The organism is Stenotrophomonas sp. YJH_SMC_48-3, assembly GCF_059369375.1.
This window is the reverse complement of the sequence record NZ_JCAFSQ010000008.1, coordinates 105216-123193: the sequence shown is the minus strand read 5'-3', so window position 1 is coordinate 123193 and position 17978 is coordinate 105216. Positions and strand designations below refer to the sequence as shown.

At 57.8% G+C, this 17978-nt stretch carries 19 protein-coding genes and 1 tRNA gene; 9 read left to right on the top strand and 11 right to left on the bottom strand.

Annotation, left to right across the window (positions count from 1 at the left end):
• Positions 1 to 2: 2 nt before the first annotated feature.
• Positions 3 to 2051 (bottom strand): DNA polymerase III subunit gamma/tau, encoded by a 2049-nt coding sequence (gene dnaX / locus AC5P65_RS13975; RefSeq protein WP_111098586.1) that lies wholly within the window; start codon positions 2049 to 2051, stop codon positions 3 to 5.
• A 143-nt stretch (positions 2052 to 2194) separates the two neighbouring features.
• On the opposite strand from dnaX, the gene AC5P65_RS13970 reads away from it, so the two are divergent.
• Together AC5P65_RS13970 and AC5P65_RS13965 are read left to right on the top strand one after the other, a co-directional pair.
• Positions 2195 to 2287, top strand: a tRNA-Ser gene (locus AC5P65_RS13970).
• An 82-nt stretch (positions 2288 to 2369) separates the two neighbouring features.
• Positions 2370 to 3791, top strand: a complete 1422-nt coding sequence (locus AC5P65_RS13965) for a DUF6538 domain-containing protein (RefSeq protein WP_495215674.1) — start codon at positions 2370 to 2372, stop codon at positions 3789 to 3791.
• Positions 3792 to 4284: 493 nt separating this feature from the next.
• Here the strand turns inward: AC5P65_RS13965 and AC5P65_RS13960 are convergent, their stop codons facing one another.
• The 3 genes from AC5P65_RS13960 to AC5P65_RS13950 all read right to left on the bottom strand — a co-directional run bounded on the left by AC5P65_RS13960 (position 4285) and on the right by AC5P65_RS13950 (position 7675).
• Positions 4285 to 5856 (bottom strand): MobA/MobL family protein, encoded by a 1572-nt coding sequence (locus AC5P65_RS13960; protein ID WP_495215673.1) that lies wholly within the window; start codon positions 5854 to 5856, stop codon positions 4285 to 4287.
• Between the two features lie 194 nt (positions 5857 to 6050).
• Positions 6051 to 6752, bottom strand: a complete 702-nt coding sequence (locus tag AC5P65_RS13955) for an adenylate/guanylate cyclase domain-containing protein (protein ID WP_125899061.1) — start codon at positions 6750 to 6752, stop codon at positions 6051 to 6053.
• Positions 6753 to 6754: 2 nt separating this feature from the next.
• Positions 6755 to 7675 (bottom strand): TIR domain-containing protein, encoded by a 921-nt coding sequence (locus AC5P65_RS13950; protein WP_101765022.1) that lies wholly within the window; start codon positions 7673 to 7675, stop codon positions 6755 to 6757.
• A 138-nt stretch (positions 7676 to 7813) separates the two neighbouring features.
• On the opposite strand from AC5P65_RS13950, the gene AC5P65_RS13945 reads away from it, so the two are divergent.
• From AC5P65_RS13945 to AC5P65_RS13935, 3 genes are read left to right on the top strand one after another with little or no spacing between them, the layout of a single operon-like run.
• Positions 7814 to 9361, top strand: a complete 1548-nt coding sequence (locus AC5P65_RS13945; protein ID WP_125899063.1) for an adenylate/guanylate cyclase domain-containing protein — start codon at positions 7814 to 7816, stop codon at positions 9359 to 9361.
• Positions 9270 to 10229, top strand: coding sequence for an E2 domain-containing protein (locus tag AC5P65_RS13940; protein ID WP_414498720.1), 960 nt, complete (start codon positions 9270 to 9272; stop codon positions 10227 to 10229). The genes AC5P65_RS13945 and AC5P65_RS13940 overlap by 92 nt, the downstream gene beginning before the upstream one ends.
• Positions 10165 to 10704 (top strand): Pycsar system effector family protein, encoded by a 540-nt coding sequence (locus AC5P65_RS13935; protein WP_414498719.1) that lies wholly within the window; start codon positions 10165 to 10167, stop codon positions 10702 to 10704. The genes AC5P65_RS13940 and AC5P65_RS13935 overlap by 65 nt, the downstream gene beginning before the upstream one ends.
• Positions 10705 to 10728: 24 nt before the next feature.
• On the opposite strand, the gene AC5P65_RS13930 is transcribed toward AC5P65_RS13935, so the two are convergent.
• The 3 genes from AC5P65_RS13930 to AC5P65_RS13920 are packed head-to-tail and all read right to left on the bottom strand — an operon-like array spanning position 10729 to position 11874.
• Positions 10729 to 11253, bottom strand: coding sequence for a hypothetical protein (locus AC5P65_RS13930; RefSeq protein WP_495215672.1), 525 nt, complete (start codon positions 11251 to 11253; stop codon positions 10729 to 10731).
• 38 nt (positions 11254 to 11291) lie between these two features.
• The gene (locus tag AC5P65_RS13925; protein WP_231522222.1) at positions 11292 to 11591 is read right to left on the bottom strand and encodes a hypothetical protein; all 300 of its coding nucleotides are present in this window, start codon (positions 11589 to 11591) and stop codon (positions 11292 to 11294) included.
• Between the two features lie 13 nt (positions 11592 to 11604).
• On the bottom strand, positions 11605 to 11874 hold the full coding sequence (locus AC5P65_RS13920) for a hypothetical protein (RefSeq protein ID WP_231522221.1): 270 nt from the start codon (positions 11872 to 11874) through the stop codon (positions 11605 to 11607).
• Between the two features lie 306 nt (positions 11875 to 12180).
• Here AC5P65_RS13920 and AC5P65_RS13915 point away from each other — a divergent pair, with 306 nt between their 5' ends.
• Positions 12181 to 12516: a helix-turn-helix domain-containing protein gene (locus tag AC5P65_RS13915; protein ID WP_231353172.1), complete on the top strand. Its 336-nt coding sequence runs from the start codon at positions 12181 to 12183 to the stop codon at positions 12514 to 12516.
• Between the two features lie 101 nt (positions 12517 to 12617).
• The gene (locus tag AC5P65_RS13910; RefSeq protein WP_204303160.1) at positions 12618 to 13715 is read left to right on the top strand and encodes a hypothetical protein; all 1098 of its coding nucleotides are present in this window, start codon (positions 12618 to 12620) and stop codon (positions 13713 to 13715) included.
• Here AC5P65_RS13910 and AC5P65_RS13905 read toward each other — a convergent pair.
• The 3 genes from AC5P65_RS13905 to AC5P65_RS13895 are packed head-to-tail and all read right to left on the bottom strand — an operon-like array spanning position 13689 to position 15935.
• The gene (locus tag AC5P65_RS13905; RefSeq protein ID WP_143565610.1) at positions 13689 to 14207 is read right to left on the bottom strand and encodes a PIN domain-containing protein; all 519 of its coding nucleotides are present in this window, start codon (positions 14205 to 14207) and stop codon (positions 13689 to 13691) included. The two genes, AC5P65_RS13910 and AC5P65_RS13905, sit on opposite strands and share 27 nt — an antisense overlap.
• A gap of 10 nt (positions 14208 to 14217) precedes the next feature.
• Entirely contained in the window at positions 14218 to 15345 is a 1128-nt protein-coding gene (locus AC5P65_RS13900) for an ImmA/IrrE family metallo-endopeptidase (RefSeq protein WP_199932580.1), read from the bottom strand.
• Entirely contained in the window at positions 15345 to 15935 is a 591-nt protein-coding gene (locus AC5P65_RS13895; RefSeq protein WP_154213997.1) for a hypothetical protein, read from the bottom strand. Before AC5P65_RS13895 ends, AC5P65_RS13900 begins: the two co-directional genes overlap by 1 nt.
• A gap of 332 nt (positions 15936 to 16267) precedes the next feature.
• Between AC5P65_RS13895 and AC5P65_RS13890 the strand changes: the two genes are divergently transcribed.
• Positions 16268 to 17008 carry a hypothetical protein gene (locus AC5P65_RS13890; protein ID WP_231353054.1) on the top strand — a complete coding sequence of 247 codons (741 nt, stop codon included), beginning with the start codon at positions 16268 to 16270 and terminating at the stop codon, positions 17006 to 17008.
• A 15-nt stretch (positions 17009 to 17023) separates the two neighbouring features.
• Positions 17024 to 17437 carry a hypothetical protein gene (locus AC5P65_RS13885; RefSeq protein WP_495215671.1) on the top strand — a complete coding sequence of 138 codons (414 nt, stop codon included), beginning with the start codon at positions 17024 to 17026 and terminating at the stop codon, positions 17435 to 17437.
• Between the two features lie 15 nt (positions 17438 to 17452).
• On the opposite strand, the gene AC5P65_RS13880 is transcribed toward AC5P65_RS13885, so the two are convergent.
• Positions 17453 to 17695, bottom strand: coding sequence for a hypothetical protein (locus AC5P65_RS13880; RefSeq protein WP_231353053.1), 243 nt, complete (start codon positions 17693 to 17695; stop codon positions 17453 to 17455).
• Positions 17696 to 17978 lie beyond the last annotated feature (283 nt).

Below are 17978 nucleotides of genomic sequence, written 5' to 3'. Positions count from 1 at the left end.
TCTTACTCGTCAAAAGAACGGATGGAATCGGAAACAACCCGGGCACCGTGCTGTTGGATCAGCACCTGCACCTCCGGATCGTCCATGAAAACAGCCTCTGCCACCTGCTGCCGCTCACTACGCTGGCGGTCGGCACGCTGATGCAGGGTCTCGGCCGGAACGTGCTCGATCTCCACGGTCTCGACCACGATCTTCGGGGCCTGGCCAAGGGCTTTCTCCAGCATCTCGCCCAGGGCGGCCAGCGCACGCTCAGAGCGCAGGTACTCAAATCCGGGCGAAAGGCCCAGTTTCAAGGTCCCGTGCTGGCAACTGATGAAGGCAGCGTTGGCCGCCAGCTGCCGCGACGGGCCGCTGAGGCCGCTGTTGGCCACCAGATCCAGCCAGTCCTCGGGCGTGGCCAGGTCGCTGACACCTTCCAGCGGCGCGGTCCCCTGCACTGGCGCGGGCTCGGCCGGCGCGATGGCAATGCCTTCAGTGCGAAACGGGCGCTCGGGCGGTGCAGGCTCGCTGGGAGCCACGACGGGAGCCGGCGGCTCATGCCAGGGCGCGACCATGGCGGCGTCTGGCCCCGCCATCTCGGCCGCCAGCGCCTCGTCACGCGCCTCGGTTTCGTCGGTGGCCCACGGCGGCAGGTCGTCGCCCGCTTCCGCTTCAGCAGCCGGTGGAGCGGCCTCGGCCTTCATCGGCGGCGGCTGCACAGGCTCTTCCACCGGAACCGGCTCGGGCTCCGGCGTCGGGTCCGGCTCGGGTTGCGGGGCCGGCTCGGGTTCGGGTTCAGGTTCGCGCGGCGCGGCCTGCACCGGAGCGGCCACCTGCGCCACCACGGCCGGGCTTGCCGAAGCGGCGGCAGTCGCCGGCATCGCTTCGTGGGTACCCGCACCGGTGCCACCACCGGCCGCATTGCCACCCGGCGCATTGCCTGCACCATCCACCGACTTCGGTACCGGCGGGACTGCTACGGCCGGGCGGAATGCCAGCATCCGCAGCACGGCCATTTCGAAACCTGCGCGCGGGCTCGGCGCCAACGGCAGGTCGCGGCGGCCATTCAGGGCCATCTGGTACCAGAGCTGCACCACTTCCGGGCGCAGGCGCTCGGCGAATGCGACGGCGTCCAGGCCTTCGGCAGCGGCCGCACCCGGTACCAGCTGCTGCACCTGGATGCGGTGCAGGCCTTCGGCCAGCGCTTCCAGCACGCCACTCCAGTCCGGTGAGAATTCGGCCAGCGCGGCCACCACCTGCAGCAGGCGCGGGCCATCGCCCTCGGCCAGCGCATCGAGCATCGCCGCCACCTGGGTGCGATCGACCGTGCCCAGCATGGTGCGCACCACGTCCTCGCGCAGCGCGCCGCCGGCATAGGCGATCGCCTGGTCCAGCAGCGACAGGCCGTCGCGCAGGCTGCCGTCAGCGGCCTTGGCCAGCTGTACGATGGCACTGCCGTCTGCCTCGATCTCTTCTGCCGCCAGGATGCGCGTCATCTGGCCCTGGATCTGATCCTCGTCCAGGCGCTTGAGGTTGAACTGCAGGCAGCGGCTGAGCACGGTGACCGGCAGCTTCTGCGGGTCGGTGGTGGCCAGCAGGAACTTCACGTGCTCCGGCGGTTCTTCCAGCGTCTTCAGCAGCGCATTGAACGCCGCCTTGGACAGCATGTGCACTTCGTCGATCAGGTAGACCTTGTACTTGCCGCGCGACGGCATGTACTGCGCGTTCTCGATCACCTCGCGCACGTCATCCACGCCGGTGTTGGACGCGGCATCGATTTCCAGCAGGTCGATGTAGCGGCCGGCGTCGATGTCCAGGCAGGCCGCGCACTGGCCGCACGGGTCGGCGCTGGTGCCCTGCTCGCAGTTCAGCGACTTGGCGAAGATGCGCGCGATGGTGGTCTTGCCCACGCCGCGGGTACCGGTGAACAGGAACGCGTGGTGGACACGGCCGCTGTCCAACGCGTTGCTGAGCGCACGGACCACGTGTTCCTGGCCCACCAGCTCGGCAAAACGCTTCGGACGCCACTTGCGGGCAAGGACGAGGTAGGACATCAGGCCACCGTTTTCCATCGGATGTTCCATTGTGCCATGCCTGTCCAGCCCCCTCGCCAACAATGCGCCCGGATGCGTCCGTGATCTGGGCGCTTGTGTCCGGCCGCGCCGCCCGCTAGAATCTGCGCCCCTGCTGAGGCGTTTGCCGGTGGCAGGGATCCGGAGAGGTGTCCGAGTGGTTGAAGGAGCACGCCTGGAAAGTGTGTAAGCGTCTAAACCGCGCTTCGGGGGTTCGAATCCCCCTCTCTCCGCCAGACTCTGCAAACCCCTGAGAAATCAGGGGTTTTGCTTTTCTGGGCCTAGCAAGGGGCAGGACACAAATCGGGACACATCCCGATGAGAGTTCCCCATCACTTGATCAAGACGCCAGCGGGCTTTTCGTTCCGCCAACGCGTGCCCGTCGACCTCCAGCCCCTTCTGGGCTGCCGAATTCTCAAGCGGAGCCTTCGAACGCGCGAAATGCGCAGCGCCCAAGCTTGCGCCCTGGTCCTGGCCGCCCGCTATGCTGAGGTCTTCAGCGCCATCAGGAAGAACGGCATGGGCGAGAAGACGGCAGAGCAATGGCTCCAGGAGCTTCGGGGACAACGGCTCCAGGACTACACCCTGGAACGAGACGCCAATGGCGCCCTGCGTATCCAAGCGGAGCCAGGCGAAGACACCGAGGCGCTGACTCGCGCTATCGAGAGCATTGGCCGGGTCAACCCTGCGTTCTTCGGCGCGGCAGCCGCCCCGGCAGTTCCCTCCAAGCCCCAGCCCAGCAAGGTCCTGTCGCTGATGGAAGCGCGCGATCTTTGGCTCAAAGCCATTGCCCCAGACACCATCCCCAAGACCTACAGCATCAAGAAGTCGGCCATTGATGGGTTCGTGCGCGTCACCGGCCCTGACTATCCCCTGCCGAGCATCAACCGAATCGACCTGTCGAACTTCTACCAGTCACTCGCCGACGCTGGCATCTCAACCCCGACCCGAGTGAACAAACAGTCCTATCTGGGTGGCTTCTTCGACTGGTTGATTGCCGCTGGCTACTACACAGACAGTAATCCGGCCCGAAGCCATGTCTCATACGGCAATAGCGCCAAGCGTAAGCGGCGCAAGCTGGGCTTCAAGGCCTTCGACCTGAAGCAGATCAGCCTCCTCTTTGCTCCATCGGCCTTTGCCACCTTGTCACCTGCCGCGCGCTGGGCAGCGTTGTTGGGCCTGTATACGGGCGCCCGTGCCTCTGAAGTTGGGCAGCTGCTGGTGAGCGATGTGCAAACGGAGGGAGGGGTGGCCTACATCCATATTAATGACGACGGCGAGCACCAGCGCCTCAAGAGCGAGGCCAGTATCCGGACTGTCCCAATCCACGCTGACCTGATGGCCCTGGGCTTCGGCGACTATGTTGCCAGCCTGCCCACCTCAAGCCGCCTCTTCCCCCAAGCGAAGGCCAATGCCGTCAATGGCGCGGGGAACTGGATCTCCAAGGCATTTACCCGCCACCTTGCTGAGCATGGGAAGACCTGGCCCAAGGCCAAACGCGGTTTCCATTCCCTGCGTAAGACGGTCATCCAGCAGATGCAGGGCTTCGGTGTCGCCTCAGAAATGCGCGCCCAGATCGTCGGCCACGAGCTTGATGATGAGCACCATCCGGTCTACAGCAGGGAATTCACCCCTGCCGAAAAGCTCAATGGGCTGATCACTCCTGAATTCAAAACAGCGGGCCTGTCATCCTTGAGCTTCAATCTTGAGCTCGCTGCACTGAAGAAGTTGCTGGGGTAGCGGATCTCCGCGCCAGGAAAATTACATGGAACGTCTAGGAGTATCTCTAACGGGCCAACATTGGCACTGACAAACGCCACAACTATTGCGATCAACGCAAATGGTGGTTTTATGAGAGCTCCCCCACGTTAGGAGCTTCATATGCCGTTAGAAAGAAAGCTGGCTATCGCTAGTCGAGTGCTATGCCCTTTGATTGCCCAAGACCGGACACGAGACACGCAAGAGCGGATCGAGGACATCATCCACGCATTGGAAATCGCCGACGAACTGATCAACCGATGCATGGCTCCAAAACCACCGGCCGACGACCACACTCTGAAACCTGAAGTGAGAGTCAGGGAGAGCCTAGTAGAGCGTGATCAAGTGCAGCTGAGCGACATGATCTCAGAGCGTCGTGGCGCGGTGTCCAAGCCCACTCGCGGACCTACCTACCACTGAGTTTTCGAAACGAGGTTAGCTAAAGCCCCGGCTCGCCGGGGCCTTCGCTCGTCTATCAGTGCAACCGTGCTCCAGGTTCTTTGGCCTGCTTCATCGCCAGTAGAGCATCAGCTGGAGCTGACGCCGCAGGAGCGTCAGTGGGCGCGTCCACCAACACCGGATATCTCCGAAGCAACACTTCACTCCAGTTTTCCAGCTGTGAGAGGGACTCATCTGTCTGACGGTTGTAGTCTTCCTGGGCCTTGGGTCCGGTGGCTTCGTGAGCGCGTTGGTACTCCAAGCGCCCAAGTTCGAAAGCCCGAACCCGGCGCGCCCGACGCCGCGACCAGTCTGAGCGATTCAAGAGGCCCGGCCTTGGGTTTTGGCTTTCGAAGCTCTCCAAGGCAAATTCTGCTTGGGCCAATACGTGCTGGGCACGGTCTTCAGCTTTCAGCCTACGCCTGAAGCGCAGTGCGTCCCGCTTCAACTTCTTTAGCCTTACGAGCAGCTCCTCTAGATCAACGCGTAGTCTGGGCAATGTTCCATGAGCCGATATCAGAGCAGTGCTGTTGCGCAGCAATCTGCGCGTGAATTTAAGCCTATCTCGCAGCGCCTCTATCCACGCCTCGGCCCAAATTTCTAACACAGCCTTCAACACCTGCTTGGATGCTGTGGCCTGCGGTTGCCACGCCCCTTCATCGGCAATCGCCTCAACCGGCATGACTTCCCTGGCCACGTTACCCAGAGGAGTCACTCCACGAGGAGACAGCATTGATTGGATGGCAGCATGCGAAGGAACCTCGCGTGGGCCAACCGGCATTGCTTGATCAGATGCGGGTTCCATCAACCTGCCCTGCTCTGCCAGGTCAGCCACGGCACGATCCCAAGCAGCGCTGTTAGCCTGAGCGATTCCGTCATTGCCCTGCTTCAGATCTGTATCCATGCCTCGACGGTGTAAGGCTGTGGCATCTTTGCCCATGTGAAGTCCTGGAGCACGGGAAAGTTCCGCTGCTGTGAGCCCATCTCCCTGCTCTGCGGCCTCAGCCGCCTGCTCTTTCAGGCTTCGGTGATCGACACGGGCCGAGACACCGGCTGCGGCCAGGTGAGCATTGATGGCTTCCCCCACCATCGCGCGAATCCATTCGACCTCCCCTCGGCCTGAAGGGCCGCCATCAAGCTCCCTGGTCTTATCCTTCAACCCGTCTGCTTCCATCCGCCTGGTCGTGGCTAGGATGTGGACGTGATAGTTGAGCCCGTCAGCGGTCTGCGGCTCATGGATGCTGGATTGGACAGCGAACCTGTAACGCTGGACCAGACAGCGCGATATTTCGGCTGCCAGGTCTGAACGCTGCTCATTGCTCAGTTCGTGTGGCAAGGCCACCTCGAACTCTCTAGCGACCGTGGCATCTTTTCGGCGCTCCGAAGCCTCGGCTGCAGGCCAGAGTTGTCGGGGGTCGAAAGCCCAGTCGGGAGCGTCGTCGGGAGCGAGGCAACGTGTCTCAACGACCCCGCCGCGCCTTCGGTAGTCGTGCCGGAGACCGGTGCGGCCATCGATGATGAGCAGGCCTGCGCGATAGGCTGCTGCAGCTGTGGATGCGTGCCCCTGGGCACGACTGAAGGTCTTTACTCTTGTGTGATAGATGGCCATTAATGCTCCTTGTTCTTGGCCCCCGCCCTTGCCTTTATGCCTACGATTTAGGCTTTGGCAAGCGCTTTTTTAGGGGGTCAAGGGGCACAGCCTCTTGCGCACGCATTGCCCAACGGGCAATGCCTAAGTGCGCTCTTGCTTGGCTTATTGATCTCGCTAAGCGACGGACTTTTTCACCACAGAGACGGCGGCCACTAGACCTTCCATTGCCACGTCGAACCATGGATGGCGATGCCCCCCTGCTCGGTCCAGCTGAACTCCTTCCACATCAACTGCTTGGGTTGGCCACCGAACTTCGCCTCATCAAGCAAATACAGGAACGCGTCAGCGGTTATCCAGGTCTTGGGTTCGAGATCCAACTCAGTCAGCTTTGCCGCATAGTTCGCGGCCCGCCCCACCCAAACAATGTCATTTCCACCTCGAACTCCAGTGCGGGCAGCACGAAGAGCGCTAGAGTCAATGCCGACACTCTGCTTGATGGTACGGTTCAATGCCGGGTATTGCTTCTTAAGGGCAGGATTGATGATTTCGTTCACAGCGTAATTGATCTTCAGACCTGCAATCGCTGCCGGTGTCGTTTGACGATCCCCTACCCAGATTCCCATCACACGGTCACCGTCGTAAGAAGTGATCGCGCCACCCTCAGCCCTGATGATGCTGGCAGCACAATGCAGAAATGCCTTGTAGACCTCCGCACTAAACCACCATTCCTCAGTGTCGACCATGTTCGTAGAGCCGTGGAGATCCGCATACAGCACGGTAGCCCGCGAAAATTCAACAGCGTCATTGCCGAGTCGCAGATCCTCCGGATCCGGAACCACGCGCCCCTCCCGCTTGTCCCAGGCACTGCTAAAGATCGTCGCAACAGCACCCTCCATGTCTTCGAGCAAAGCCATGATTAGTCTCTTGGTCCCATAGCAAGAATGATGTCGCGAATTTGGTTGCAAGCCGGAGCCAGCCTCGCTCTGGCATCCTCCCCAGGCACATAACGGTAGGAAACCGTAGTCAGACCCGCAAGATCACTCGGAAGCTTCAACTTATCTTCCCTAGGCTCCATCAAGAAAGCGCGCTTCCTACCCAAGAACCCAATAAACATACCCAACTCGAACACGACGTTGTCTCGCATCGCAGGCCATTCGTCTCCACGACTAATCACAAGATCATCTGCGTGCGCGATTGCGATTGCAAAGTCAGCCAGTTCGAGCTGCTTTTCCAACTCATCTAACGTGTAGTTTGACGCGCGAAACACGCCATGGTCCCAGACCACAGTCAAGAATGGATCATGTTCAAAGTGTTGGACCAATAGACGGGTGACTGGAAGCGCCTCCACCGAAGACATGACGAACACCCGAACTTGGTTGCGAGGCTTGGCCAGAAGGCTATTCCTCTGCAGAAGTCTCCTCGAAAGTGTGGCGGCCAGTCGCCTCCAGATGATCGGGTGACCATCTGCCATTTCAATGAAATCGCTTTCAGCGACCTTCAGCAGAACACTGAGCTCCCGTGCAACCAGCGTAGCTGCGCGTCTCTGAGCTGGCTCAATCGCGGCCATCTCGCCGACATGATCTCCTGTATGGCGGATGTTGACGATCTTTCCGTTGATCACTACATCAACGGATCCAGCAACGATAAAGAACACTTCGGTGTCCATCCCGTCCTGCTCGACAAAGGACTCGCCCGCCTGGACTTCTAGCAGCTCCCCCCGGTCCATGAGCCACTCTGGCAAGCCGCCGATCCCGCCAAGCAGTCGCGCCTCAGATAATGCAGCGAGCAGCCTCCGCCCTCCATCTGAGCGGAACCGATCAATAAGTCCAGTGGCCACTTCGCCCCCTTGAAAGTGTGAACCAAGACACAATATACAGGTTCAACGGGCCGCCGCCAGTGCATGTGGACCGTACCTGGGCCTTAGCGAAGCGCCCCCCCCCTTGGCTTCACCTTTACTGGACGAGAGGATATTGAGATGGGCCACAGCTGGAAGGAAGACCGCGCGAAGAAGCGAATCAAGTCTCGCTACGAGGAAGTGCGGGACGTAGAAATTTACGATTACAAGCGCGATACCTCGCTGGAAAGCATCCCAGCAAAGCGGGCTTATCGCATTCATGCGGCCCACGTCTACATCGATATCGTCAACATTGACGAAATCCTGGCCTGTACGAAGGACGAGGGCACTACCTGCCACAAGCGCACCCTAAAATTCCTCAACCAGCACTATCGCGCTGTCCATCGCATTCTTGAAGAGAGCAATGCCAAGCGCGTCGACTTCCATAACCAGCGCCTGCATGCCTTGGTCGCTAAGCCTTACGGCGAAGATGAAGAGCGCCAACGGGTGGCCAAAGCCGTGGCCATCGCAAAGCTAGTTGACGAAGTCTTGGCGGAAACAGGGGATGCCGATGAGCACATCCCAAATGCACGTGTCCGCGTAGGTATTGATAGCGGCTTGGCTCTGGCGGTCAACAACGGTCGGCGCGGAGGCCGCGAGCCCCTCTTCCTGGGAAGTCCTGCCAATCACGCTGCCAAGTGCGCTGGGCATGCCAGCACAGAAGGCATCTACCTCACAAACTCAGCGCGATCCGTCATGGGCTTCCCCGCACTGGACGGTGACAAGGACCGCTCTACCCGCCTTACTGACGAGCAGATAGCCACCTGCGTTGATGAAGCCAAGCTCGAAACGTCGAAAGACAAGATCATCAAGCTTTGGAAGGAAGAGCAGGAAGAGACTCCCATTGGCAGCATTGAATTCAGCAGGCCAACGCCACCTTTGTCAGACCTGGACTTTGATGCTCTCACCCCGGGGAATTCAAAGAACTTCGAGGGCGTTTCTGTCTATGCTGATATCGATGGCTTCTCGGCATTTGTGGACCAACACCTTGAAGAGAATCCAGAGAATTTGGTCCGCACGTTGCACGTCGTTCGCTCCGAACTGGACTCCGTCACGCACAGCGACTTTGGCGGACGCCGCGTAAGGTTCATCGGCGACTGCCTTCATGGAATGATGATTGAGGGGACGGCCTATACAACGGATGCAGAGGCGACTGTAAGTACCGCCGTCCAGTGCGTCGGCGCCCTCCGCAGCAGCTTTCTGTCCGCTATTGAACATCTGAAGTCTGAAGGTGGAGACACTGGGGAGTTGGGTCTCGCGATTGGCTTTGAGTACGGCCCGCTTAGTTTGAGCAGACTGGGCATGAAGGGGGAGCGCGTCCGATGCGCAACGGGGCGGGCCGTAATTGCCTCCGAGGCAGAGCAGCGCATATGCAAGGGAACCGAGAGCAGGATCGGCCCTGCTGCATACAAGGCTGGATCGGACGCAGTTCGCACTCTCTTTGGCAACTCCAGGACGGCTGACAACCTTGACTATGACGCGGCTGTAGAAGAACTTTCGGCCTCTGGCGATAAGGTGGCAAAGGCGGCTCTTGAAGATGCATATGCCTCTTCGCGTCCTGCGGTGGTCCCGTCCTTGTCGCAACCACTTCGCCCACATTCGAAGCTCGCCCACGATGAGCGAAGTTGAGTCATTGCTAAGGAGCGTGGCCCCCGAGTTCGGGGCTACGCTCTCCAATGGAGCCGGTGCAGTAGATGCCACGATTGAGATCTCTCTCCCCAGCGGGAAGACTCGATCTTTTGCTCTATTGCTCACCATCCATGGCTATTACGTCTTTGTCCAAGAGAAAAAAGCCTCGCCCCAACTGCCTCAGTGCTGCCCGGATCGCCACATCAATCCGGGCGGAACATTCTGCTTGGGCTGGAAAGATGACAGCCCTAGCGAAGTCCGCGACGAAGCAGCCGCACGCCGATGGTGGTCTGCTGTTGTGCGATTTCTTTCTCGCCAGATCAACGCAAGCTACCGACGCAAATGGGCAGGTCAAGAGTACGACAGAGCCCATGGTGATGCTGCTGTCCATCAGGCTGCCGCTGAGGCTGCGGCAGAGAAGTTGGGGCCTGATTTCTCGGGTCGCGCGAGGCGGGGAGACTTTACCGTGCGCCTCGATGAGCATCTCAGAGGGCCACGCATTGAACTATGGGGAGATGGCAGACGCCTAGCACGGATCACGAAGCGTGGCGGATCATTGGTGGGAGGACACACCTGCTGCCCATGCGATCCGTCAGGAAAGATCGAGATTTCGAGATGCCAGGATCACGCCGAGCATCTGGAAAACTACATATCCAGCTACTACCTTTGGCGCGTTTCCGAAGACAAGTTCATGGATGATCTTGCAAATCAGGGCGTTGCTTGCTGCGGAACGCTGATCTCCTGTGGGCTGAGGGACGCGCATTCGCGCCTAAACCAACTAACCAAACCTACTGCTAAGCCATATGTCCGACGATCAAAATTCTACCAACCTCCCAAGCCCTCCAAACGCCCAAGGCGGGCGCGTTAGCACTGGTTGGCAACAGCTGAACCTTGTTCTTGGGTTCTTCTCAAGAATCGATACTAAGCTATCGGTGGTGCTGGGCATTGATCTGGGCATGCTGGCACTGGTTGCTACTCGGCTTCCTCCGCCGAGCGAGATGACCGCCGCAGCTGCGGTCTTCACGACTCTATTTTTTACCGCGCTGGGGTTTAGCTTCCGACACCTCTGGAACGGCTCGTTCCCACATCTAGACGGCGGCACGGCATCATTGCTCTACTTTCGAAGCATCGCTCAGATGCGAGAGAGTGAATTTCGGCAGGCATGCAAGAGTCGGAGTCCTGAGGAGCTAGCAGATGATCTCTTTGATCAGTGCTGGCGAAATTCGAAGATCCTCACCTGTAAATTTCACTCTCTCCGGCAGGCCTACATAGCGACGCTACTCGCCGTTGTGCCATGGGTCGCGTTGATAATTCTCCTGCCATCGCCGCAGCGACCGGGATGAATACTTGGTAGAACGTCGAGCGGCTCATTGCTCAATCCATGCCTTCATCCTAGCGAACCACTCATCCCGCTCTGATTCATTGGCTGCTGTGCTCTTAAGCCAACGATCAGAGTGGCGCACGAACGGAACAAGCCAGAGCGGGTGAACAACGTCCCGGACTTGGACTTCCAGGCGATGGGTGACCACCCCCTTGTAGTTGTATTCCCCGGTGCGGATTGCGAGCACTTCAGACCGCCGCAGATAGCGCTCCCCCTTCCCAGGGTCCCGAACCCAGATGGTGTCCCTGCTCAGGTCCAAGGCAATGTGATCATGGGATACCGTGGGTTCGAACTCTTCAGGCCTATGCTTCTTCAGTTTGGGCGTTCGGCGACGGAACAGCCACGGCAGCCCCCACAACAGCAAGAGGGGCCAGAAGACAACCTGGCCGAAGAGCATCAGCCCAAATACTGCTCCTTCAGCGGTAGTGCCCTCCTCAAACACCACGCTACAAAGCCACCACAGTGCCGCAACCGTGATGAGCCAACGCACCACGTTGAAAAACGTCCACATCTGAACCTCCTAGCCAGGGGTTGGCGGCGAGCTTGAATTCAGCGACGGTCTACGACAGTCCAAGTGCCACCAACTTTGTCGATGACGAAAGTGCCGACAAGCTGCTGTTGCTCAATGCGAGTGCCCAGCTGATAGCGCGCACTTCCGGTGACACTGCAGGCATAGCCAGGACTGTCAACTCGGACGCACTCGCCCACCTTGAGGCGTTCAAAGGTCATCGTCGTTCCTGTCGCTTCCTTGAAATACGCGGTCAGCGCTTTCTCAACATCGCCGCTCCCAGGACCACCCGAGCAAGCAACCAGCAGCGCAGTAGCGGAAAGCGTCCCAAGCTTCTTCATGTCAATTCCTTGATCAGTCGATGAGTAGGCAGTGACTGCCATGATTCGTTGCAGTGCCAGGCAGGATTTCGCTGTCTATCACTGACCCGGCCTTGTTGATGACGATGACAATCTGGCTAGGCCGCGCAGAAGAGTCCTCCTCACGCTCGCCGAGGTAAGCCAAGGCAACGGCACCCCCGAAGTCGTAGACCTTGCCGAAGCCGATAACGCTTTGTGCGTCCGGAGGCAAAAGAACGGGCTTGCCGTCCAGCTTGATAGCGCGCTTGTAGTCCCGGCCTTCCATGGGGTCGATCCGACCAATGCTTGTTCGCACGGGACCGGTGGGAGTAGCGGAGCCGTGTCCCGTGGACCAGATGAAAGCGGACACCTTCGGCCGCCCCACCCCGTCCACCATGAACTGGCCGCTCTGCAGTTGGCACGACAAGCTCTGCGCAGCCTCGGCAGAAGCAGCGAACGCCAGGAGACCCACCACTGCCCAGCACCTCATATCCATACGACAGCCTCCAGGTTCAATTTTGCGTTGAACGCAAATGACCGACTAAGCTTATGCGGTCAAACTCTGGAGAGTCAACGTGTTTGTTTCTACCGGATGCCCGCCCCTCAGCCCACGCCTACAGCCCTTGGTCATCGCCTACGCGCAGCACGCGTTGCCAAAGGCTGGACCCAAGCTCAGCTAGGCGAAATGCTCATGGGCGTGGATGACTCAAATACGACGGCCCCTCGCATCAGCCGATATGAACGAGGGATGCACAAGCCGGACTTGGAGACCATCGAGAAGCTCGCAGAGCTTCTAGACCTTCCTGCGGCCTACTTTGTGGCGGCATCGGATGTTGTCGCTGAGGCCATCCTGGTGCTTTCTCAGCTTGATGCCCAAAAGCAGAAGCAAGCACTTGGGCTGATTAAGAGCCTGATAGACGCTTCATAGCAGCCGCAACTTACTTCTGAAATAGCTTCAACGATTACTACGCTACAGATGCACCGTTAGACCTTCACCTGCGATGGGCATGAAGCCCAAGGAGTGATCGTATGACCTGCGAGATAGTGAACGTCGGAAAGAGGCGAGACGGGGGAAGCCGATACTGGTGCCTATCCCATCATGCAAACGCCACCGCAAAGTATGGCGTGGCGGCGGAAGAATGCGTGGCCGCGCATGACGAACCCATTTCGGAGAGTGAGTCTCTTGATCTTGAGGTCAACCGCTACGTCGGAGGGATAGCACTTTGGGGGTCAGTGCCCGCGTCATACGACACTACCACTTTGCCCACCGATAGAGGCATCCATGTCCATGCTAGGCGCTTGGGCCGGGACTCAGCCAAGGACATCGACAAGACATATCGAAGGCTGAGGATCCCATTCACGACAGACTTGCTGTCCTCGGAATGGTTCGTAGTGGATGAGATCGACGCAATCAATTACATGGTGTCTGGCGTCTTCGGCTTCGGAACCATCAGTGTCAAATGCAGCCACTGCGGCTTCCCTCATCTGGACCGCGACTGGTTCGCAGTCCATCCTCACAAGAAGCATCAGTGCCATGGATGCGGAAGACAGTTCTCCGACTCGGAAATCGCGATAGGAAACCCTCTCTCGCAGTTGAGGAACCACCTTGAGCCAGGCAATCGATCCCAGATAGCTGCGCCAAGAAGCATAGAGATACGCCAACAGGACTACCCAGGAGGGATACAGATCTGGGGATCAAATCCTGCCATCCTCTGGACCTCCACAGCGCCTGAAGAAACCGGAATCCATCTGCACGCTCTGAGCGAGGAAGGCCAAGAGTGGCCCAAGATAGACGACACGTATGAGTCCGTCGTGATAGATGGCATCGAACTTGATGCCGAACAAGTACGCTACTACATGGCGCAAACAGCACTGCCGCACATCGAAGGACGCGTCGTGGCTCTGTCATGTCCGCGCTGCAAAGAGCCTCACTTCGATAAGGGACAGTGGGCATATACGCCCCACATTGACCACGAATGCCACTTCTGCGGAGCGATCTTCCAGAATCCATCGCAGATCAAGAAGACGATATCGAACCCGTTTGTCGAGACGAGAGCACGCCTTTCCAAGCATACGAATCGAATTCTTCGTGAAGACAAGCTAGGGTTGCGCCCCGAAACCATCTAGCAGGGTCACTTCTTTGGCGAAGAAGTCCACATCGATCTGTGGAAGATAGCCACCGAGCTTGCGCATCTCTTGATAGGCGAGCTGCGCAGCTTCAGTTGTGATCAGTCCATGGCTACAGGCTCGTTGCATCAACCCCAAAGAGCCGGTCACCAGCGACTCATGCCCGAGCCGCTTGATAGCCGCCTTCCGGGCCCGGCCGTCATCACAAGCAATCTGGCACTGGAGAGCGGATGCAATGAGAATGCACTCGGTCTCGCCATCACCGAGCCCCATATCATTCTTCGCGGCCAGAAATGCCGAATATGGGACCAATCCTTCGTCAGCAAGGGTCAAAGATCCCTTGGCAAGCTCCAAGTCCAACACTTCGGAAGCGGATGAAGCCTCATCTCTCACCAAGCTTCCGACTTGGAACTGTACACCCTCGATACCCAAGACCGCATCAAAGACCCCGCCATTCACGAGGTTGATGACTGTCGAAGCGTCTAGAAGCACTATCACGCTGCTACTTCGAGTTAGCGGCGAAGACATGGGAGATGGGAACGTTCAGAAGCTCAGCGGCTTTACCGGCAGAGAGCTCCTCACGTTCCACAAGCTTCGCAGCAGTCTCAAGTAGCCTGGGCGAAGTTGAAATCTGTATCTCCTCTCGCTCTCGAAGCCCCAGCTCTCTCGCTCTCCTCTCAGGATTTCCATGTTCGTCTGAGATCTTCTGATACAGCGCCCTAGCGCCTCTAGGCTCCAGCAACCCCAAGCCTTCGCAACGGCGCGCGGCAACCTCAAAGCTCACCCCGAAGAAGATTGCAGCAGTCAGTATCTCCACGTCCCCGAGCGGCCCCTTTGCTCGGTAGTGAGTGCGAACGGCATCAAGCACCTTCAAGAACCCTTTTCGGGGCATTAGCAAAGAAGCCGCGAAAGCATCCGCAAAACGCTCTTCGTTCCGATGTTCAGCCGAGCCAGCCGTCTCTCTGTCTCCACCCACCTCTTCGTCCAATCTTGCGAAGTCAATCTTTAGCAAGTCATGGCGGGCTACGAGGTGTCCCACTTCATGAGCAAGAGTGAACAGCATCCGTGCCTTGAAGGTTCGAGGAGCAAGCAGGATCAGGGCGTGGCCTTCGACAATCGCCGAAACACCCTCGACCTTAGGATCCCTTCCATAGCAGACAATGACCCCCAACTCCTCCAAGGTAGTTCCAAGACTAAGAAAAGGAACTTGGTCATCCAGCTGTGCGAACGCCCGTCTAAAAATGGCAGCAAAGTTCTCTGCGTTTTCGAGGTCGGGAGCCAGGCCCCTGAACAGCTCCAGCCAATTGAGATTGGAAGGCAGAAGTCTTGCTACTGAGAGTATGTCGTTTAGCTGATCACCAATGATGCTCAGAGATGAAGACATGCCCCTTGCACGCTGATCAATGGTCTGCCTCAGCAGGAGCTTGGAAGTGCTCTGATCCTCAGTTGATTCCGGCCGCCCAATCGAGCTCAGCGGAACACGGATTGCCTTTGATATTTTTCTTATTTCCGACAGTGATGCCTCATCACCCGAGACGATCTCGCTAACACGGGAAACGGGCAGGTTCGCCCGTCGGGCCACATCACTGACCGTGAGACTGCGATCTGCGATGTGCTGCGCAATATCCATTACTTCCTAGCTTCCCTCTTCAAGGCCTGGAGCTCTTCTCTCAGACGAATAGCTTGCTCTTCAGTCAACTTTCTCATGCGCCCGATCACTTGTTGGATTCGCGTAGAGCCTGGACGATCAAACAGACTAGCGAGGATGTCTACTGATCGCTCCCTGCCAAGCTGGATCTCCCGAGGCGTCTGAAGGATGACAGAGGTCCGACCAACCAGATAGTTCTGGATTCGCCTCTCAAAGTTGTCGTGATGGTCTTCGGGATGATGTCGTCCGTCTGCAGTCACAATGATGTTGCCCAGCCTCTGGCCGGACTCGTCAAATCTGAGCCGATTCTCTGGGAATTGATCGAAAGCTGCGATCTGACTGGACAGCTTATCCTGGACCTCAAGCCCTCCAATCACATATTGCTGAACGTTCTTCCCCATGCTGCCGCTTATCACGAAGATCTGATCGCCTAACTTCACCCTGCGGCGCAGGTCAGGCCGACAGGTTCCCATGGTCGATTTCGCTTTCTTGTCCGGTTGCAAGATCGGGTCTACTAGCGCTTTACCCATACCAGGGTCAGAACCAGGGGAAACGAATATGTAACTCGACACGCCACACCTCCAATCCATGTGAAGACGAAGCCCAGAACCAGACCCGCCGTGGCGGCCTGTTTTGCGATTTGTACCGCATGCCGAGCCACCTTACTAGTGCCCCTCCCTACACCCCATGCGGAAGGAAATCCCCGGTCGCCCACTAGAGAGGCGATGGCCTGATCTCAAGTTGTGAGATAGCGTCGCTATAGTCTCGCGCTCGACCACATCCTGAGCAGACAGGCATGACATCGATTAGCGCGCTTTCACTTTCTTCGATCCCGAGAAATATGGCGGGCTGGTGGCTTGAACACCCTCCGACTGTACGCCTATACCTCGGAGGAGTCGCATGTATGCTCCTGAGCATCGCGCTCTTCCTCCATGACCCCAGATCGCTGGCTTCCGATGTCGCGACGTATGCAGGATGCGCACTGCTCGCATCTGCTTTCCTAACGGAGTGCTATTACTGGACCGTCAAAAGGCTCAACTACCCCCTGATGAAAGTGGCCATCACCGTATTGGGTGTTGTGACCCTTGCGGCTGCAACAGGGGTAAGCAAGATCACGGTCAACGATGCTACGGGTCAAGATCCGTCCTATTTCACCAGCGCAGTCGCGCTTCTGGTTCCGCTTTCGTTTGTTCCAGTTGCCGCTGCCCTCGTCATCATCTTAGGCACTTTCGGCGTGATCATCGGCCTTATATGGGGACTAGCAAAGCTCGGCACGGCCTCATCCAAGGTCCGCGATCTGGATTTGGTTATCACTCTGACCAGGATCTTCTCTGGCTTTGTAATCGTGACAATCGCCAGCGCAGTTCTAAATAGCTCATCCTTCATCTACCCATCAATGCGGTGGGTGGCCAGCCACAGCGCACTCTTTTTCGACATGTATGAAGGATCCGGATGCTCTGCTGACGTGCGAGACCGTGTGGGGCGTGTAAATGACGACCTTGTAGTCATCGGTCGAATGACAAATTCGGGTCCGCAATTCATGAGGGCGAGCTGCCCCTTGGGTCCACAAAACACGGTCCTTGCGCCCTATCCATCAGAGGCAGAGAAGCGCGTCGAGAGTGAACCAAGACAGGACCGGCAATGATTAATAATCTTGCGGATGATTGCCGCTTATCCGATAGTGCTGCCATTCATTGTGTCACAACAAGATCAAACCTTGACAGCCCGCGCTGCTCTGCTATTACCAGAAAGACAGGAAATCGGAGCGGTGATGAAGATCGAGAAATTTTGGAATAGTGCTTTTATTGCGGCCTTGAATCGGCTGCCAGTAGACGACGCAAAGAAGGAAGCAGACTTGGCCACCCAAGTCTGCATTGAGCACTGGCAAGCCAACCGAGGAAATCTAGCGATTCCTAGCTATAAACTTTGGCAAAACCAAGGCATTGCCGATGTGCCGCTTAGCGGATTCAATGAAGACGGGACACCAGTAAAAATCCCTCCTTCACCGAATAAAATTCTAGCAAGGGAGCGCGCGGCCCAGAAAGGCACGCAAGGAAGAACTGATGAACAATGACCTGACTAGCGCACTCTAGATATTCATTCCAATCCGCACATCTTCTGGATCCCCGGCGAAGTAGCAGCCACATTCTTCGCGCGCCACTCTCATGGCCTCTTCGGCGGTATCTCCGCTGCAAACGAACTGAAATGGATACACGTCATGCACGACCCAATAGATCTGAGTCTGTTGCTCCAAAGGCAGCATGATTCCATCATTGCACTGAAAAGCCACGATCAACCTGACCTTATTTTTACTGGCCGAAGTGGAAGACATCATCAATTCCCTCTGATCTATTTAAATGAAGTTATGGCCTGGCGCGAATCGCTTGCTTAGGAAATCCTCACATCTAGAATCTCGCCCTGTGAAAAGGGTGGAATGCCCACATCCACCGCTGCGAATCAACCAAACGGTTCGGGATGGGTGAAGCAAGTAGATGCCGAGTCCTGGACTTTGAGAACGGTTCCTGCACGCAAAGAGTCAGATCACACTAGCGATGCTAGGCAGCTGTCTGCGCCATCAGTCTAATAGCTAAGAGTGAGTGGCATGGCCCCGACTG